The organism is Terribacillus aidingensis (assembly GCF_040703035.1).
GTDB lineage: Bacteria > Bacillota > Bacilli > Bacillales > Amphibacillaceae > Terribacillus.
In genome coordinates this window covers 1,982,088-1,999,484 of sequence record NZ_CP159996.1, presented here as the reverse complement: position 1 = coordinate 1,999,484, position 17,397 = coordinate 1,982,088, and the positions used below count along the sequence as shown (strand labels likewise).

The window sequence follows — 17,397 nt, the reverse complement described above, 5'->3', positions numbered from 1 at the left end:
GGGTGGAGACCCGCTTGACGTTTGTTGTATAATAAGGCGGATAAAGGAGGAAAGATAGCTTGACTGCCTCGAATGATGATCTTTTTCAACAGAATCGGGACAGAAGAATGGAGGAAGCAAGCGTCGTGCGGAAAATAGTTTTAATGATCATATCCGTAATAATCGTACTTCTATTGATTGGTGCACTCGGAACCTTTATCTACGTGAATGCCAGTATGAAAGCTGTCGATTCAGACAATGATACAACACAGGTTGTCGAAGTTCCTATGGGAGCTACTGCTAGCTCAATCGGTAAATCCCTGGAGGAGCAAGGTCTGATTAAAAATGCTTTCATCTTCAGGCTGTATGTGAAGTTTTCTGGTGAAGCCAACTTCCGCGCGGGAAACTATGAGCTTTCCCCTTCCATGTCCATGCAGCAGGTCGTCGATGAATTGAACGATCCAGAGGCGGGGAATACCCCCTCTGCATCTGCTGCAGTTCCGGAAGGATCCGATATCGAGGAGATCAGCGTAATCCTGTCTGGGTCATTAGGAATAGACCAGCAGGCTTTCCTGGATAAGATGAAAGATGAAGCTTATATCAAACAGCTCATTAGTGAATATCCGGATTTTCTGACGGAGGATATTTTGAATAAAGATATACGTTATCCGCTTGAAGGATACTTATTTGCGGCTACTTATAACTTTACATCCTCTGATGACATCACTGTAGATAAGGTGGTTCATATGATGCTGGATAAGTCTCAGCAGATTATTTCACCATATTTGGATGGATTCAAACAAAAGGAATTGAGCGTGCATGAAGCGTTGACATTCGCTTCGCTTGTCGAGAACGAAGCAAGGAATGAAGATGAGCGGAAAAAGATTGCCGGAATCTTTTATAACCGTCTGGCAGACGATATGAGGCTGCAGACGGATCCTACTGTGCTGTATGCATTAGGAGAGCATAAATCTCGCGTGTATTACAAGGATTTGGAAGTGGATTCACCTTACAATACATATCAAATAAAAGGGCTTCCTGTCGGCCCGATAAGCAACTTCTCAGAGAATGCGCTCGAAGCCGTGGTCCAGCCGGAAGAATCCGATTATTTGTATTTCCTCGCCGGGGACGATGGAGAAATTTATTATGCACGGACATTCGATGAACATGAAGAATTGATTGAGAAGCATATGCACTTGGATGAGTAAGCAGGTAAAGTGAGGAATTAATATGTTACAAGCAATAATGGGTTACTTGGAGGAGTATGTGGAGTCTTCTCCTGAATGGGCTAAGAAATTGGAGGAGCTTGCTGCAGAAGACCGTGTACCGATAATGGAGCCGCTTGGGATACAATTTTTGATGCAGCTGATTCGGCTTCATCAGCCAGACAAAATATTGGAAATCGGGACAGCAATCGGGTATTCAGCTCTAATGATGCGTCACGCGAAACCAGATGTCAGCATCGTGACCGTCGAACGTGATGACGTACGTTACGATCAGGCCGTCACCCATATCCAAGCGCAAGGCGCTCAGGATGATATTTTGATCCTTAAAGGCGATGCATTCGATTTGGAAGACAAAATAAAAGCGCATGCCCCGTACGATTTTGTCTTCATCGATGCAGCCAAAGGGCAATATCAACGTTTCTTCGAAGCTTATAGCGAGATGCTCAGTGAGCGAGGTGTCATTGTCAGTGACAATGTTCTATTCAAAGGGTATGTGGCGGACGATAGTGAAGCTACACCACGCAAAGCTAATATCGCAAAGAAGATCCGAAAATATAACGACTGGTTATTCCAGCATGAAGCGTTCCACACGACGATCCTGCCGGTAGGCGATGGAGTAGCTGTCAGTGTGAAGAAGAAATGAACGAGGCAGTAGGAAGAGGAGTAGGAGCAATGGCAAAGAAACCTATCATTATCGGTGTTGCAGGAGGATCCGGATCAGGGAAGACGTCTGTTACAAGATCCATCTACAAACGGTTTACAGATAAGACAATTCTAGTGATCGAGCAAGACTCGTATTACAAAGATCAATCTCATCTTCCGTTCGAAAAACGTCTCAATACGAACTATGATCATCCATTCGCCTTCGATAATGAATTGCTAATGCAGCATTTACAGGCACTTGGTGAGCAGCAGGCGATAGAGAAGCCGATCTATGATTACAAGATCCATACACGTTCTGAAGAGACAATACCAGTTGAACCGAAGGACGTTATCATTCTGGAAGGAATACTGATCCTCGAGGACGAGCGACTGCGTGATATGATGGATATAAAGGTGTTCGTTGATACAGATGCAGATCTACGGATTATCCGCCGTTTGCTGCGTGATATTAAGGAACGCGGACGGACAATTGATTCAGTTATCGAGCAGTATGTGAATGTAGTACGTCCGATGCATTTGCAATTCATCGAACCAACAAAGCGGTATGCAGATATTATCATTCCAGAAGGCGGAGAAAACCACGTAGCCATCGATTTGATGTCTGCGAAGATCGAAACGATTCTCTCCGGCCGCACTACGTGACTCGTACAGATAAGTATTGAATTTTCGGCAGGAATCTGCCATAGTATGGAATATGCATGAAAACGCTATAGAAGTGAAGCAAAGGGAAAGAATCTTTTAGAGCTCAAGGGGTGGTTGAATTGGCTACAGAAAAACAATATTACATGACAAATGAAGGTTTGGCGAAGCTTGAGGAGGAGTTGGAGTATCTAAAAACAACTCGTCGTCAAGAGGTTGTCGAGCGTATTAAAATCGCGCGAGGCTTCGGTGACTTGTCCGAGAACTCCGAATATGATGCGGCAAAAGACGAGCAAGCATTCGTCGAATCCAAAATCGCTACAACAGAAAACATGATCCGCAATGCAGTGATTATCGAAAGTGATACAGATAATCCTGATATGGTTGGAATGGGTAAAACAGTTACCTTCATCGAACTGCCTGACGGGGAAGAAGAAAGCTATACTATCGTCGGAAGTGCAGAAGCAGATCCGTTCGAAGGTAAAATCTCAAACGATTCTCCGATTGCAAAAAGCCTGATTGGCCATGAAGTCGGTGAAGAATTAAGTGTCTCCACACCAGGTGGCGACATTCAAGTCAAAATTACTAAAGTAGAATAGACATAAAACAAAAGCTGCTTCCGAATGATATGGAAGCAGCTTTTATTATTGAGCCTGATGAATTGACTCTGCAGATGATTTCTCGAACGGGAAAAAGGGTATAAGCTTTTGCAGGATAAAACTTTCTTTGTCGAGTGCCAGCAGAAATGAAAAGACAACTTGTTCTTTCACACTAGTGAAAGACAAACAGCATTCTTCCGGTAAGAAGATAGAGAAGGTCTCGGCTTCCTTGTCGTAGCCGACATACTCGAACGATTCGTGCCCCCAAAGGTTCGTATCCATTCTTGTCACTTTCATCACGTTTATCTTCCTCCTCTTCCACAGGAATCATGATGACTGATCAAAGTAGTCCTACCTGCTTTTCTAATTTATATAGTTAGATATATATGCACAGAATCCTTCCGGTATGTCAAAATTAGAGATGCTTCAACAAAATCATCAAAAGAAAAAGAGCTTATAATATGACTTTGGCTTCGCCTCAGTTCATAGTATAATAGAGACCAATGAGGAGGGATGAGCATGGCGGATGATAATCAGGATTTTTCCAGATTGAATAATAGAAACAGACGCAGAAAACCTAGGAAGTGGCTTAGTGTTGTCCTGGCAATTGCTGGTGTCGCCCTAGTCGTCGTGCTGCTCGTAGCAGTTTTGAATGATAAACCGGCAATGGAAAATCAAACAGCTGACGAACAGAATCAAAAATCCATCGCAGAACAACTCCAAGGCAATAACGATTCTAGCAATGGCGAAGATACAGAGAAAGCTGATGAAGAGAAGCAGGATGACGATGAGAAAGAAAAGGAAGACAAAAAAGAAGCTGAACCTTCAGATGATAATGTGAAGGAAGCGTATTCGAAGGACTGGGAGCCGGTAGGCACCGAGCAGTCCGGGACTCATACGACAACCTTTGAAAAAGGCACGCAGGACTGGAATGAAATGATGCAGGCCGTTGGAGGAGCAGTTGGATTGGATCCAGCCTCGATGACAGCTTGGTGGGTAGAGAACAACGGCAATGGCGGTAATGATGTCATTGCAACAGTCTCTGCAACTGATTCAGAAGAGACATTCCGTGTATTTGCCAGCTGGGTGGATGGAAAAGGCTGGCAGGCAACAAAAGTGGAAGTACTGAAAGAAAACGATAGGAAGAGTTAAAGGAGCAGGCAGAATGACAATCGGGATCATTGGAGCAATGGATGAAGAAGTAGCATTACTGAAAGAAACAATGGCATACAAAAAAGAGGTCATTGTAGCAGGGTATGAAATTACAGAAGGCACACTATCTGATAAACCAGTTGTCCTGCTTAAATCGGGAATCGGAAAAGTGAATGCAGCACTCGCTGCATCTATGCTGATTGAACGATATGCACCGGAAGCAATCATCAACACTGGTTCAGCGGGCGGATTTGCTTCGAATCTGGAAGTAGGGGATATTGTCATCTCTGATTCGGTCGTTCACCATGACGTGGACGTAACAGCATTCGACTATGTTTATGGTCAAGTACCGCAAATGCCGCCAGCTTTCCAGGCAGATCAGGAGCTGGTTCAGCTAGCCAAGAGTGTTATTGATCAATTCCCTGATACGAACGCTGAAATCGGTCTTATTGCGACCGGTGATAGTTTTATGTCTGATCCAGAACGTGTAGCATTTGTCCGGGACAAGTTCCCAGCTATGCTGGCAGCGGAGATGGAGGCTGCTGCAGTGGCTCAGGTGTCGTATCACTATGGAACACCTTTTGTCATTGTACGGGCGTTGTCTGATATTGCAGGCAAGGAATCGTCTGTATCATTTGATGCTTTCCTTGACCAAGCTGCTCGCAATGCAGCGACATTGATCATGAAAATGGTTGAACGCTACTAACACTTATGACAGCAATTACCAGGTAATTGCTGTCTTTTTTTGTGTTACAATGTTGCTAGATTGGAAGAGGAGGCGACAAGATGAATAAAAGACAACAGCAGTTGATTGACAAGATTGCAGATTATCGTCGTTTTGCATTGGCGCTTCTGATTCTTGGCAGTTATTTATACATTGGTTCGGTTATCAATGTTTATTTGGCACCTACAGACAAAGCAGATATCCTGTTTGCTATGACTGGCGGATGCGTAATTACAAGCATACTGATCTGGTTTGCAATAGAAAGATGGAAAAAACAATTAGAAAGCTAAACACTCCGGTAAAAACCGGAGTGTTTTTTAATCCCATATATTCTCCCAAGCATAAGCTCCTCCTACAATAAGCAGGACAAGGAAGGCAGCAATAAGCACGCCGGTGCTTGTTCGCTGCTGATAATGACTGGGTGAGTAGCTGTTCGCATACATATTGGTAACCTCCTTCTTAACAGAATAGTAAGGTACAGATAGCATATGCTTTTATGTGCGATGCTGTCGGTAGTATTCATGGAAAATTTTCATCAGTGCACGTTTTTCGATGCGGGAAACGTAGCTGCGGGAAATATTTAATTTTTTTGCAATTTCACGCTGTGTCATATCTTCTTCGTTATTAAGTCCATAGCGACTGACTATTACTTCTTTTTCACGTCCATCCAGGATACCGATATATTCCTTTATCTTCTCGACTTCCATATTCAACTGGATATACTCAATGATATCTTCATTGTCTGCTTGGAGAATGTCGATAAGGCTGATTTCGTTACCTTCTTTATCCTGACCTATGGGATCATGCAGGGAAATATCCTTCTTGGTCTTCTTCAAGGCCCGTAGATGCATAAGGATTTCATTTTCGATACACCTAGCTGCGTATGTAGCGAGTTTTGTGCCTTTATCACTCGAATAGCTTTCGATTCCTTTAATCAGTCCGATTGTACCGATGGAAATGAGATCCTCCGAATCTTCGCCAGTGTTTTCGAATTTCTTTACGATGTGAGCAACCAGACGCAGGTTATGTTCAATTAACTTGTTACGGCTTGTTTCATCCCCTTGCTGCATCCTTTCGATATGCAATGCTTCTTCCTCGGGTGGGAGAGGCTGAGGGAATGCATGGTTCTTTACATAGGAAACGAAAAACATTGCTTCCTTTACTAGAAGTCCGATAGCACCAATAATACTCACTTCATTGCACCTCCTGTACACTCTCAAAGATTGCCTATACACTCACTTTATGTGAAGGAGTCTCTGAACGTGTCTGTCCAGAAGAAAAAGAAAAAGTGAATGCCCAAGGGCATTCACTTCGATTTTCGTTGTTGTTTTTGTCTTCGCTTCTCTCTATCGATTGCTTCCTGGTATTGATCCTTCAACGTTCCGTATGGTTTTGCTCCGCGAAGGTGAGCAGCTCTGGATATCAGATGACTTGCGACAGGGGCTGTGAGAAAGATGAACAGAACACCAAGGATTAATTTTCCGCTTATGATTCCGTACTCGGTGTAGTGGAAGATAAAAGCACCGATAAGAATTCCGGCAACACCCAGTGTAGAACCTTTACTCGCTGCGTGAAGCCTTGTATAAATATCAGGGAAGCGCAGAATACCTACAGATGCCGTGAACATGATAAATGTACCGCCTGACAGAAATACGATTACAAAGATATTCAGGATGATTTCAATCGTCTTCTGTATCAATTAAATCACCCTTTTCCAAATAGATTGCAATTGCTACTGTTCCTATAAATAGCAGGATTCCGATCAACAATACGATATCATTGAAGTTAGGTGTAATTAGGATGATAGCAAGCAAGGAAGCGAAAGCCATTATATTTACACCTATGGCATCCAAAGCGACTGCACGGTCAGCATTTGTCGGTCCTTTCATTACACGAATGATTAATAAGAGGATAGAGACACTTAGAGCTATCAGGCAAATGATAGAGACTATCTGAATAATATCAGCAAAATTATTTTGCAGTGCGCTCATCGTGTCACCTCCATGATGTGCTTCTCAAAGCTATTTTTGATGGCATGCACAGCGTCTTTCATGTCAACGATATCCATGGCATGGATATAGAGCTCCTTTTTATCAGGTGAAACGGCCATGGTGACAGTTCCGGGAGTTAGTGTAATCAGAGTTGCTAATAAGGTAATTTCCCAATCTGTTTTTAGTTCTGTCTCGAGTGTAAAGATACCGGGGTTTATATCTAGGCGCCTTGCATAGACAAGTTTTGTGATTTCGAAATTAGAAAGGATCAGCTCTTTGATAAAAATCAGCGCCAGGACCAAAATCTTGTATCCTCGCCATAAATAGAACGGACCTTTAAGGAAGCGGCGCAGCAGGAATAATAAGGCGATACCAACGATGTAACCTGTTACGAATCCGGCAATACTATATGACTCTCCGAGGAACATCCACATGAAGGCAATCAATAGGTTTATACAGACTTGAAAAGCCATCTAACGTCCCCCCTTCAATACGAGATCGATATATTCCTGTGGATGAAGCAGATAGTCGGCAATCAGCTGAACGGTCGGCAGAATTGCTTCTGCTCCAACACCTAGGAATACAGTGAATAGCATCAAAAATCCAGCTGGCAATAGCCGACGTGTACTGTGACGTGTTTGTTTTGTTTTTGCTTCGCCTTCCCCCCAGAAAATGGAGATAAAAGCTCTAACGATCGAAAGCAATATAAGTAAGCTCGTGAGAAGCATAATGACAACAGTAACTGTTTCGCCTTTTTCGAAGGCACCTCTTACCAAAAGCAGCTTTCCGATGAACCCGCTGAATGGCGGAACACCTGCGAGTACAAGACCGGCAAGGAAGAACATCCAGCCAAGGACAGGGTGTGAACGGATCATTCCGCCCATTTTATTGATGTCCGAGGTGCCGGCGGCTGCTGCAATCGTACCAGCCAGCAGGAATAGCGCTGCCTTTATAATCATATCCTGCAGCAAATAATAGATGCTTCCGCTCAGACCATCATGATTGAAAATCCCGATTCCAACCAGCATGAACCCGATAGCAGGAATGATATTATAAGCAACAATCAATTTGATATTACGGGATGCCAAGGCCCCAATTACGCCGAGCAGCATAGTCAGATTTCCGACCCATATGAACAGCTGATCCATTATTTCAGGCTGCTGATGGAAGATGAGCGTAAATGTACGGATGAGGGAATACACACCGACCTTCGTTAAAAGTGCTCCAAATAAAGCTGACACGACTGGGTTTGGAACGATGTAGGAGTGCGGCATCCAGTAATAGAGCGGAAATGCAGCACCCTTGGTCGCAAAGACAAAGAACAGCAGTATGGCAACCGTCGTGATTATGCCTGGCTGATCAGAGGCAGCTGCCCGTTCAGCCAGCTGCGCCATATTCACTGTACCCAGCACAGCATATATGTAGGAAACAGCGGTAACAAATAACATGGAAGAAAACAAATTGATCAGGACGTACTTGATAGATTCACGCAGCTGTACTTTCTTTCCTCCATGTGTAATCAAGGCATAAGATGCCATCAGCAGGACTTCAAAGAATACGAACAGGTTGAACAAATCCCCTGTTACAAAAGCACCTGATACCCCCGTTACAAGTAAAAATACAAAGGTATAAAAATAGAAGCCTTCCTGTTCCTCCGAAACGGACGCTGGTGCATACCAGACGACAGCTAGAAGAATGATGGAAGTGGTCAGAACAAGTAAAGTACTCAAAGGATCCAGTACAAGGATGATACCGTATGGAGCGATCCAATCTCCTGCTTCCAGAACAATACTGCCATCAAGTAGGACTCTGTAAAGAAGCAATCCCATTGTGATCAGATGGACGATTGCAAGAAGCATTGCCAATCGTCTTGTGAGCAGAATCCGGTTATGGATGAATGCCAGGAGTATACCAGCTAAGAATGGAATCAATATTGGTAAAATAGCAAAATTAGTCATGATCATTACCTCTTAATTCTTCCATATTATCCGTGCCGTTCGTTTTTACTGCCCGATAAGCCAGGACAAGAAGCAGGCTGGTGACACCAAAACTGATAACGATGGACGTCAGTATCAGTGCTTGCGGCAGCGGATCGGTATAATTCTCCGTCCCATCAGTAAGAACAGGAGCGGCACCACGCTTCAACTTGCCCATCGTCAAGATGAACAGGTGGGCAGCGTGTGACAGAAGGGCAGTCCCGATGATGATTCGGAGGAGCTGCTTCTGCAACATGTTGTAAACCGCAAATCCGAAGAGGATGCCGGCAAGTACAATCATGATAATTTCCATCAGCGATCCCCTCCTTTTTGACGCAGTTTGATCAGGGAAAAGATTCCCAAAGCAGCAATAGCCAGTACAGTGATTTCAAATAATGTATCCAATCCACGGAAATCGACAAGGATGACATTGACGATATTATCGCCGCCTCCCAGTTTGTAGGAATACTTGATAAAGTAATCCGAGATGCTAGGGAAGAGGCGCTGACTGTAAGCAGCCAAGCCTACCAGCATCATCATAAGACCGCAAAGAGAGGCGATGATGATATTGATGATTTTCTTGGATGCCTTTTCTTTTTTTTCTTGTCTCATTTCAGGTAAATGACGGAAGCATAGCAAGAACAGAACGACAGTGATTGTCTCGATACTAAGCTGTGTCAGTGCAAGATCTGGTGCTCGGAACAAGACAAACAAAATGGACAGCCCGTATCCTACAACGCCCAAGATGATGACGGCAGTCAGTTTTTTCTGTGATACAGTGCTTCCAAAGGCTGCAGCGATCATGATAAATGCAACGGCCAGCTCTGGCAGGCTTTGAGGAAGCGAGACGGGCGAAGAATCAATATGTCGCAAATCAAAGGAGTCCGTTCCGAACAAAATCAGTAAGGTTACAATCGAGATAACACTTATAATGATTGCATTATATTGTCGGATAGAGCCACTTACGATTCGGTCATTCAATCTTTTTGTTTGTTTTTCACTAGCTGACAGAAGCGATGCATAGACGATATTTCCAGATAACTTTCCTGGCAGGATGTTGTATAGAGCCATCCAATATTTCCGGGTGACATAAAATACGATACCTAATACAACCACGATCAGAGACATGATAAATGGTGGCACAAAACCATGCCAGAAATGGATGGAATGTTCTTTCATTGTCTCTCCATATACAGCATTCGCTGCTGGCTGAAGCAAATGACGGCTGAACCAGTTCGGGAAAATACTTATCAATAGAACTCCCAAAACGAGCAGGACAGGTGTTGCCAGCATCCCGAATTTCGGATCATGGGCTTTTTCAGCGGTGGCTTTCTCTGCATTCCCCGTAAATGTACGAAAGTAGAAGTACATGCTGTACACAAATGTGAAGATACTGCCTGCAACAGCTGCATACGGTACGATAGTAGCTAGTACAGCTGCAAAGTCTGTTCCGAATGTACGGTCGGCTGCCAAATCCCAGGAGCTTGAAAAGAACTCCTCTTTACTATAAAAACCGTTTAGAATTGGCAGCGGCACACCAGCCATAGAGAAAGATGCGAGTATGCTGATTATTCCTGTAACTGGCATGAGCTTCCAAAGTCCGCCGAGCTTTCGGATATCCCGGGTCCCTGTTTCATGGTCTATAATACCGACAGCCATGAACAAACTTCCTTTAAATGTTGCGTGATTGAGAATATGGAATATAGCAGCAAAGATGGCTGCTTCTGTTCCGTAGCCGATCATCGCCATAATCATGCCAAGCTGACTGATGGTGGAATAAGCTAATATCCCCTTGAGATCTGTCTGCCTGACAGCCATATAAGACCCCCAGAACAAAGTGACGAGACCGATTATAGATACTGTAATGAAAAATGCTTCGCTTTCTTTAAATACAGGAGTAAAGCGGAGCAAAAGGAATAGACCGGCTTTAACCATTGTAGCGGAGTGCAAGTATGCACTAACCGGTGTCGGAGCTTCCATCGCATCTGGCAGCCAGATATGGAATGGAAACTGGGCCGATTTCGTACAGGCAGCCAATAGCAGCAGCACAATAATCATCGGGAACCAATCACTTGCAAGGATAAGGTCTCCCTGTGTCAATATCTCACGGATACTCGTAGACCCTGTAACCAAGTGTAGAAGCACCAATGCACCGAGTAACGCGAATCCACCTAGGAATGTGATCAGCATGGATTTCAGAGCGCCGTCTGTGGAAGCTTTTCTAGTGAACCAGAAACTGATCAAAAGGAAAGAAGATACAGATGTGAGCTCCCAGAAGGTGTAAAGGGCATAAATGTTATCTGAAGTGACAATGCCGATCATCGCTCCCATGAACAGAAGCAGATAAACATAGAAGGACCCTAGCCGTTCCTCTCGGTTAAGATAATAGATGGAATAAAATGCTACAAGAGCACCGATACCGCTAATCAGCAAAGCAAAGAAAAGAGCCAGTCCATCAGTATAGAATGTTAAATTGAGTCCAAGAGACGGTATCCAGCTGTAACGATACAGTGTATCCGTTTCCCCGCTGACAAGCAGAACGAGAAAGTATAGGAAGATGGAGAGCGATGTAGCGAACACCGCATATCCGGTATGTATCCTGTATTTGAATTTCGCGAAGAATGGGATGCACATAGCAATTATAAATGGCATCAGAATGGCAACGATCATATTATGGCAGTCCTCCTCTTTGATTTCGGCTCTTAAAAACTTCTTCTATTTTAAATAAGTGCTAAAAAATCCTTATACCCAATTGTAAAGTAATTTAACCATACACTGCAACAGACACAGCTCCCTTTTAGAAAGAAAAAAGCCTTGCCGTAGCGGCAAGACTGAGGGAGACGATGTTTAGCTGGTATAACGGATCTTATGCGATAAGCCCCGTGACTGGATTTCTTTCTCTATTAGATGAATAAACTCTTGGCTCAAGTGGAGTTCGTTCGCCTTGTGGTAAGATTCGATCAGCAATTCATCAGACAGATGTTCCATCTTGCATTCCTCCTGATTGGAGATATCTTACTATCTTGCAGATCTTCTGTACGTGGGTTGGGGAGTTGAATAAGTTATTAATAATGTATCACGAAAAAAATAGAGGGACAAGACGATAGTTATCTACATAAAACTGTTCATAACCTGTAGATAAAGTGTTTATAAATATACAGAATTGATTCATATTGCGGTTGGTTATGTGGACATAGTTATCCACAAGAAGGAGAATGTAGAGATTTGTCGAAAGGTTTTGCTTCTGATTTCTTGCCTATGGCATAAAGAAAGGTCGAAAAAAAGAGGAACAATGAAAGATTTTTTTGAAACCGTAGCAAAAATGTCTTATGATGGGTAAGTAACTGTTGAAGTGTACGAGATCGGAGGAAATCCACAATGCTAAAGAAGTTCTTGCCGAACGAGCATGTGAAAAGCATTTTTGATATAAAGCCAGAGAAATTGAAAGCGCAAGGAATCAAAGGTATCATTACGGATCTGGATAATACCCTTGTTGCATGGGATGTTGCAGATGCTACGCCGGAAGTGACCAATTGGTTCAAGGAAATGCGCGCACATGATATTAAAATTACGATTATATCTAATAATAATGAGCAACGAGTGAAACTGTTTTCTGAACCCTTAGAGATTCCTTTCGTCTATAGCGCAAGAAAGCCGCTGGGACGTGCCTTCAAGCAGGCTGTCAAGCAGATGAACCTCGAGAAGGGCGAGATTGTAATGATTGGTGATCAGCTCCTTACAGATGTATTAGGAGGCAATCTGGCTGGTTTCTATACGATAGTTGTGGTGCCAATCGTCAATACAGACGGAAAAATCACCAGAATCAATCGGATGATCGAACGACGGATACTCAACTATTTCAGAAGAAAAGGAAAGATCACATGGGAGGAATGAATGTGGAAGAATTGATTTGCCAAGGCTGCGGAGCGCCGATTCAAACAGAAGACGCATCCTTGCCCGGTTATATCCCTGCTTCAGCACTAGGGAAAAATGATGAGGTCATCTGTAAGCGCTGCTTCCGGCTCAAGCATTACAATGAAGTCCAGGATGTTGCAGTGACGGACGATGACTTCTTTACGTTGATCAGCGAAATCAATAACAAAGATGGTATTGTCATTAAACTGGTGGATATATTCGATTTCAATGGGAGTTTCATTTCCAGCATCAAGCGGCTTGTAGGAGACAAACCGATTATCCTTGTTGGAAATAAAGTGGACCTTCTTTCGAAATCGACAAACCACGAACGTGTGAAACAGTGGCTGCGCGGGGCAGCTAAAGAATATGGTATCCAGGTGGCGGATGTGCATTTGATTTCCGCAAAACGGGGTATCGGAATGGCGGAGCTGGAAGATAGCATCCAGGATTTGCGCGATGGACAAGATGTATACGTGGTCGGCAGTACGAATGTCGGCAAATCTACGTTCATCAATGCTTTGATTAAACATTCTACAGGCATAAATGATGCAATCACCACTTCATATTATCCTGGCACAACACTTGGATTTATTGATATCCCGCTGGATGATACAAGCTCCCTTTACGATACACCGGGAATTGTCAACCGCCAGCAGATTGCTCATTATGTGACGGAAAAAGACTTAAAAACCATCACACCTAATAAAGAAATCAAAGCTCGTATCTTCCAGTTGAACGATATGCAGACCTTATTTATTGGTGGTTTGGCACGCATCGATTTCGAAAAAGGGGAAAGACAGCCATTTGTCTGCTATTTCTCTAATGCGCTTGATATCCATCGTACGAAGCTTGAGAATGCGGATTCGCTTTATGAGCGTCAAAAAGGAGAATTGCTCACACCTCCATATAAGGAGCAGCTTGAGAACTTTCCATCTTTCCGGAAATCAACATTCAGGATAAAAGATCAAAAAACGGATATCGTCATTCCAGGACTAGGATGGATAACGCTGTCAGGTGAACCTGCTTCAATTACAGTCCATACACCAGAAGGAGTGCCGGCAACGATCCGCAGATCATTAATCTAAGGGGGAACGAGAAAATGAGAATATTGAAGTTAGGCCTGATCGGCCATCCAGTGGAGCATTCTTTATCACCATGGATACACACACAATTCATGGAACAGGCTGGTATCGAAGGAGAATACAAGCTATATCCGATCGAACCAGGTGTTTTTGATGAAAAAATTACTGCATTAATGCAAAGCGGGATTGATGGCTTCAATATTACGGTTCCATATAAACAGCGCATCATTCCATTCCTTGATGAGCTCGATCCAGATGCAGCGAAAATCGGGGCTGTGAATACCGCAGTACGAAAGAACGGCAAATGGATCGGGTATAATACGGATGGAGCGGGCTATGTGCGTGCATTGGAACAAGTGATCCTCTCGAAAGACTCCTTGCATGTGCTTATGCTTGGCGCAGGAGGAGCAGCTCGCGGCATATACCGGGCACTGGTTGCTAAGGGTTTCCGCTATATCGATATCGCCAATCGCACTGTTTCCAAAGCTGAGCAGCTGCTTCAATTACAGGAACCGGAAACCATTACCGAGATTCTGTCTTACGAGGAAGCGCAACAGAAATTGGGCAGCTACGACATTATCATCCACACGTCCAGTGTGGGAATGAGCCCGCATGATCAAGAGCAGATCATGTCATTAGCCAACTTGAAGCCTAATGCGGTAGTTAGTGATATCGTCTATAAACCGATTGAAACGATGCTGCTTCGCAGTGCCAAACAGCAGGGAGCCATTATTCATCATGGCCATAGCATGCTTTTATATCAAGCACAGTACGCATTTGAAATCTGGTCGGCACAGCAAGTCATGATCGGGGACTTATTGAATCAGCTGGAACAAAGATTAACGGAGGCATAATATGTTAACAGGTAAACAGAAAAGATATCTTCGCGCACAAGCGCATCATTTGAAACCAATTTTCCAGGTAGGGAAAATCGGTGTGAACGATAACATGCTCGTCCAAATCGGCGAAGCATTGGAAAAAAGGGAATTGATCAAAGTAAGTTTGCTTCAGAATTGTCTGGATGAGAAAGAGGACGTTGCTGCAGCAATCGAAGAGGGGACAGGTGCCTCTATCGTTCAAATCATCGGCAGTACAATCGTCCTTTATAGAGAATCAGAAGATAATAAACAGATCAAGCTGCCGTAAAGGAGTAAGACATGAAAAAAGTCGGATTATTGGGGGGGACATTCGATCCGCCCCATCTCGGACATTTGTTCATTGCGCAGGAAGTTCAGCACAGACTTGGACTGGATGAAGTCTGGTTCATTCCTGCCCACGAAGCACCGCATAAAGAAAAGTCCCATACCGATGCGGTTCTGCGTCTCGAGATGGTGCAGGCGGCTATTGCGGATAATCCTATTTTCCGTATGGATCCGATTGAGGTGGATCGTTTAGGTAAATCCTATACATTTGATACAATAAAGCTGTTGCAGGAAATGCACCCGAATACTGCATTCCATTTCATCATCGGTGCTGATCTGGTCGAGAGTCTGCACACGTGGCATCGTATCGATGATTTAATTGAGATGCTGACATTCGTAGGCGTCGGCCGGCCTGGATATGAGCTGGTGACAACTTATCCTGTCACTTATGTCGATATACCGGAGCTTGAAATATCATCGAGCATGATCCGGGAACGAGTCGAACAGGGAGCTCCAGTACACTATCTTATTTCAGGCGCAGTGTTCGATATAATAAAGGAGCAAAAGCTGTATGCAGAGAGATAAGGCATTGGCGATCGTTGAAAAACAATTAAAGAAACCACGGTATGATCATACTATCCGTGTAATGGATACAAGCATCAGACTGGCCAAACAGTATGGTGCAGATGAAAAAAAAGCAGAACTGGCTGCTATTTTTCATGACTACGCGAAGTATCGGCCACTTGAGGAAATGAAACGCTGGATCTTATCAGAACAGCTGCCGAAAGACTTGCTGGATTATCACCATGAATTATGGCATGGTCCGGTAGGAGCGCTGATGGTAAAGCGCGAAGTCGGTATTAGCGACCCGGAGATACTGCATAGCATCACGGTACACACAACTGGATGTGTTGGTATGTCCGTACTTGATAAAGTAGTATTTCTTGCAGATTATATTGAACCAGGCCGTGCTTTTCCCGGCGTGGATGATGTACGTAAAATTAGTGAGAAGAATTTGGATAAGGCGTGCTGGATGGCTTCCCGGAATACGATCAATATGCTCGTCTCGTTAAACCGGAAAGTATACCCGGACACGTTCCATGCTTATAATGATTTATTAAACTCTACTGGAGGTAACACATAAATGGAAACTATTGATTTAGCACAAATAGCAGCAAATGCTGCAGATGCGGTAAGAGGGGAAGACGTTGTCCTTTTGGAAATGAAAGAGGTCTCCTTGATTGCTGATTACTTCATGATTTGTCATGGAACGAGCGAACGCCAAGTGCAAGCTATCGCCAGAAGAATAAAAGAGAAAGCCGAAGAAGCTGGCGTGGAAGTGAAGCGTTTGGAAGGATTGGAGCAGTCAAGATGGGTGCTTGTCGATCTTGGAGACGTAGTTTGCCATGTATTCCACATCGATGAACGCAGATATTATAATTTAGAACGCCTGTGGGGAGATGCGCCGCAAGTGGAACCGGTATTCTCCCAAGAAAGCTGATGGCCGCATACGAGCGGCTTGCCGCCGTATATGAACGTCTGATGCAGGATGCGCCTTATGAGCCGTGGCAGCGATTCATGCAGCAAATATTCCAAAAGCATGCCCAGATCGAGATCAAAGAGATAGCAGATTTAGGCTGTGGAACAGGATATGTCACCAGACAGCTTGCAAACGCAGGCTATCAAATGACAGGGATTGATCAATCTGAAAATATGCTTGCCTATGCTGCTTCCCGTGATACGAATCAGCAAGTGCGCTGGATACAGCAGGATTTGCGGGAGCTGGAGTCGATTAAAGCGGATGCTGCAATCAGTATGTTTGATGTGGTCAACTATATAACGTCACCGGAAGATGTAAAGCAAGCTTTCTCCAGGATATGGCAGATGCTTGCTCCTGGCGGTGTTTTCCTGTTCGATGTCCATAGCATACGGCATATGGAAGAGGACTTGGCCGGTGAGGTTTTTGCTGAGATTCATGATGACCTTTCTTACACGTGGTTCTGTGAAACCGGCGAAGAGAAAGGAGAGGTATTCCACGACCTCAGTTTCTTTACAAAAGAAACTGACTCGGATAAATACGATCGTTTTGATGAATATCATCATCAGCGTACATATTCCATTGAAACGTATATCTCCTGGCTTGAGGAAGCAGGCTTCCAGGTGTCAGGGGTATACGGTGATTTTGATATAGAACGGACAGAGCAACTGGAAGAAGCAGATCGACTATTCTTTGCATGTTTGAAAAACCAGGAGGCATAATGCTGCTACCTGGTTTTTTTATGCAGGAAAAGCGGAGTATGTGTCGAAAT

The 17,397-nt window shown here is 44.0% G+C and carries 25 protein-coding genes; 15 read left to right on the top strand and 10 right to left on the bottom strand.

The annotated features are described in order from the left end of the window. Positions 1-59 precede the first annotated feature (59 nt). The 4 genes from mltG to greA all read left to right on the top strand — a co-directional run bounded on the left by mltG (position 60) and on the right by greA (position 3,106). The gene (gene mltG, locus ABXS78_RS10620) at positions 60-1,187 is read left to right on the top strand and encodes an endolytic transglycosylase MltG (RefSeq protein WP_366247216.1); all 1,128 of its coding nucleotides are present in this window, start codon (positions 60-62) and stop codon (positions 1,185-1,187) included. Between the two features lie 22 nt (positions 1,188-1,209). After that, positions 1,210-1,848 (top strand): O-methyltransferase, encoded by a 639-nt coding sequence (locus tag ABXS78_RS10615; protein WP_366247215.1) that lies wholly within the window; start codon positions 1,210-1,212, stop codon positions 1,846-1,848. A 29-nt stretch (positions 1,849-1,877) separates the two neighbouring features. Further along, positions 1,878-2,510, top strand: coding sequence for a uridine kinase (gene udk / locus ABXS78_RS10610; protein WP_095222445.1), 633 nt, complete (start codon positions 1,878-1,880; stop codon positions 2,508-2,510). Positions 2,511-2,629: 119 nt separating this feature from the next. Continuing rightward, on the top strand, positions 2,630-3,106 hold the full coding sequence (gene greA / locus ABXS78_RS10605) for a transcription elongation factor GreA (RefSeq protein ID WP_095218169.1): 477 nt from the start codon (positions 2,630-2,632) through the stop codon (positions 3,104-3,106). Between the two features lie 45 nt (positions 3,107-3,151). Here the strand turns inward: greA and ABXS78_RS10600 are convergent, their stop codons facing one another. Continuing rightward, a complete protein-coding gene (locus ABXS78_RS10600) occupies positions 3,152-3,406 on the bottom strand; it encodes a hypothetical protein (protein WP_366247214.1) in 255 nt (84 codons plus the stop codon). Positions 3,407-3,625: 219 nt separating this feature from the next. On the opposite strand from ABXS78_RS10600, the gene ABXS78_RS10595 reads away from it, so the two are divergent. The 3 genes from ABXS78_RS10595 to ABXS78_RS10585 all read left to right on the top strand — a co-directional run bounded on the left by ABXS78_RS10595 (position 3,626) and on the right by ABXS78_RS10585 (position 5,272). Continuing rightward, entirely contained in the window at positions 3,626-4,258 is a 633-nt protein-coding gene (locus tag ABXS78_RS10595) for a YrrS family protein (RefSeq protein ID WP_366247213.1), read from the top strand. Positions 4,259-4,271: 13 nt separating this feature from the next. After that, entirely contained in the window at positions 4,272-4,964 is a 693-nt protein-coding gene (gene mtnN / locus ABXS78_RS10590; protein WP_366247212.1) for a 5'-methylthioadenosine/S-adenosylhomocysteine nucleosidase, read from the top strand. An 80-nt stretch (positions 4,965-5,044) separates the two neighbouring features. Beyond that, on the top strand, positions 5,045-5,272 hold the full coding sequence (locus tag ABXS78_RS10585) for a YrhC family protein (protein WP_095218166.1): 228 nt from the start codon (positions 5,045-5,047) through the stop codon (positions 5,270-5,272). 27 nt (positions 5,273-5,299) lie between these two features. Here the strand turns inward: ABXS78_RS10585 and ABXS78_RS10580 are convergent, their stop codons facing one another. The 9 genes from ABXS78_RS10580 to ABXS78_RS10540 form a co-directional block, all read right to left on the bottom strand. Next, positions 5,300-5,425, bottom strand: a complete 126-nt coding sequence (locus ABXS78_RS10580) for a hypothetical protein (RefSeq protein ID WP_366247211.1) — start codon at positions 5,423-5,425, stop codon at positions 5,300-5,302. 51 nt (positions 5,426-5,476) lie between these two features. Then, a complete protein-coding gene (gene sigK, locus ABXS78_RS10575; protein ID WP_366247210.1) occupies positions 5,477-6,175 on the bottom strand; it encodes an RNA polymerase sporulation sigma factor SigK in 699 nt (232 codons plus the stop codon). Positions 6,176-6,288: 113 nt separating this feature from the next. Further along, positions 6,289-6,681 carry a monovalent cation/H(+) antiporter subunit G gene (mnhG, locus tag ABXS78_RS10570; protein WP_366247209.1) on the bottom strand — a complete coding sequence of 131 codons (393 nt, stop codon included), beginning with the start codon at positions 6,679-6,681 and terminating at the stop codon, positions 6,289-6,291. After that, complete coding sequence (locus ABXS78_RS10565; RefSeq protein ID WP_366247208.1) at positions 6,662-6,973, bottom strand: monovalent cation/H+ antiporter complex subunit F; 312 nt, start codon at positions 6,971-6,973, stop codon at positions 6,662-6,664. Before ABXS78_RS10565 ends, mnhG begins: the two co-directional genes overlap by 20 nt. Then, positions 6,970-7,446, bottom strand: a complete 477-nt coding sequence (locus ABXS78_RS10560; RefSeq protein ID WP_366247207.1) for a Na+/H+ antiporter subunit E — start codon at positions 7,444-7,446, stop codon at positions 6,970-6,972. Before ABXS78_RS10560 ends, ABXS78_RS10565 begins: the two co-directional genes overlap by 4 nt. Further along, positions 7,447-8,931, bottom strand: coding sequence for a Na+/H+ antiporter subunit D (locus ABXS78_RS10555; RefSeq protein WP_366247206.1), 1,485 nt, complete (start codon positions 8,929-8,931; stop codon positions 7,447-7,449). Next, complete coding sequence (locus ABXS78_RS10550; RefSeq protein WP_366247205.1) at positions 8,924-9,262, bottom strand: Na(+)/H(+) antiporter subunit C; 339 nt, start codon at positions 9,260-9,262, stop codon at positions 8,924-8,926. Before ABXS78_RS10550 ends, ABXS78_RS10555 begins: the two co-directional genes overlap by 8 nt. Beyond that, a complete protein-coding gene (gene mbhE, locus ABXS78_RS10545; RefSeq protein ID WP_366247204.1) occupies positions 9,262-11,619 on the bottom strand; it encodes a hydrogen gas-evolving membrane-bound hydrogenase subunit E in 2,358 nt (785 codons plus the stop codon). Before mbhE ends, ABXS78_RS10550 begins: the two co-directional genes overlap by 1 nt. A 177-nt stretch (positions 11,620-11,796) precedes the next feature. Then, complete coding sequence (locus ABXS78_RS10540; RefSeq protein ID WP_038561505.1) at positions 11,797-11,937, bottom strand: sporulation histidine kinase inhibitor Sda; 141 nt, start codon at positions 11,935-11,937, stop codon at positions 11,797-11,799. 390 nt (positions 11,938-12,327) lie between these two features. Here ABXS78_RS10540 and ABXS78_RS10535 point away from each other — a divergent pair, with 390 nt between their 5' ends. From ABXS78_RS10535 to ABXS78_RS10500, 8 genes are read left to right on the top strand one after another with little or no spacing between them, the layout of a single operon-like run. Then, positions 12,328-12,843 carry a YqeG family HAD IIIA-type phosphatase gene (locus ABXS78_RS10535; RefSeq protein ID WP_366247203.1) on the top strand — a complete coding sequence of 172 codons (516 nt, stop codon included), beginning with the start codon at positions 12,328-12,330 and terminating at the stop codon, positions 12,841-12,843. 2 nt (positions 12,844-12,845) lie between these two features. Beyond that, positions 12,846-13,949, top strand: a complete 1,104-nt coding sequence (gene yqeH / locus ABXS78_RS10530; protein WP_366247202.1) for a ribosome biogenesis GTPase YqeH — start codon at positions 12,846-12,848, stop codon at positions 13,947-13,949. A 14-nt stretch (positions 13,950-13,963) separates the two neighbouring features. Further along, positions 13,964-14,800, top strand: coding sequence for a shikimate dehydrogenase (gene aroE, locus ABXS78_RS10525; RefSeq protein ID WP_366247201.1), 837 nt, complete (start codon positions 13,964-13,966; stop codon positions 14,798-14,800). A 1-nt stretch (position 14,801) separates the two neighbouring features. Further along, positions 14,802-15,092, top strand: coding sequence for a ribosome assembly RNA-binding protein YhbY (gene yhbY, locus ABXS78_RS10520; RefSeq protein ID WP_095222457.1), 291 nt, complete (start codon positions 14,802-14,804; stop codon positions 15,090-15,092). Between the two features lie 11 nt (positions 15,093-15,103). Continuing rightward, positions 15,104-15,673 (top strand): nicotinate-nucleotide adenylyltransferase, encoded by a 570-nt coding sequence (locus ABXS78_RS10515; protein ID WP_095222458.1) that lies wholly within the window; start codon positions 15,104-15,106, stop codon positions 15,671-15,673. Beyond that, entirely contained in the window at positions 15,660-16,232 is a 573-nt protein-coding gene (gene yqeK / locus ABXS78_RS10510; protein WP_095222459.1) for a bis(5'-nucleosyl)-tetraphosphatase (symmetrical) YqeK, read from the top strand. The genes ABXS78_RS10515 and yqeK overlap by 14 nt, the downstream gene beginning before the upstream one ends. Beyond that, positions 16,233-16,589 carry a ribosome silencing factor gene (gene rsfS, locus ABXS78_RS10505; RefSeq protein WP_095222460.1) on the top strand — a complete coding sequence of 119 codons (357 nt, stop codon included), beginning with the start codon at positions 16,233-16,235 and terminating at the stop codon, positions 16,587-16,589. Continuing rightward, complete coding sequence (locus ABXS78_RS10500) at positions 16,589-17,347, top strand: class I SAM-dependent methyltransferase (protein ID WP_366247200.1); 759 nt, start codon at positions 16,589-16,591, stop codon at positions 17,345-17,347. The genes rsfS and ABXS78_RS10500 overlap by 1 nt, the downstream gene beginning before the upstream one ends. Positions 17,348-17,397: the final 50 nt, after the last annotated feature.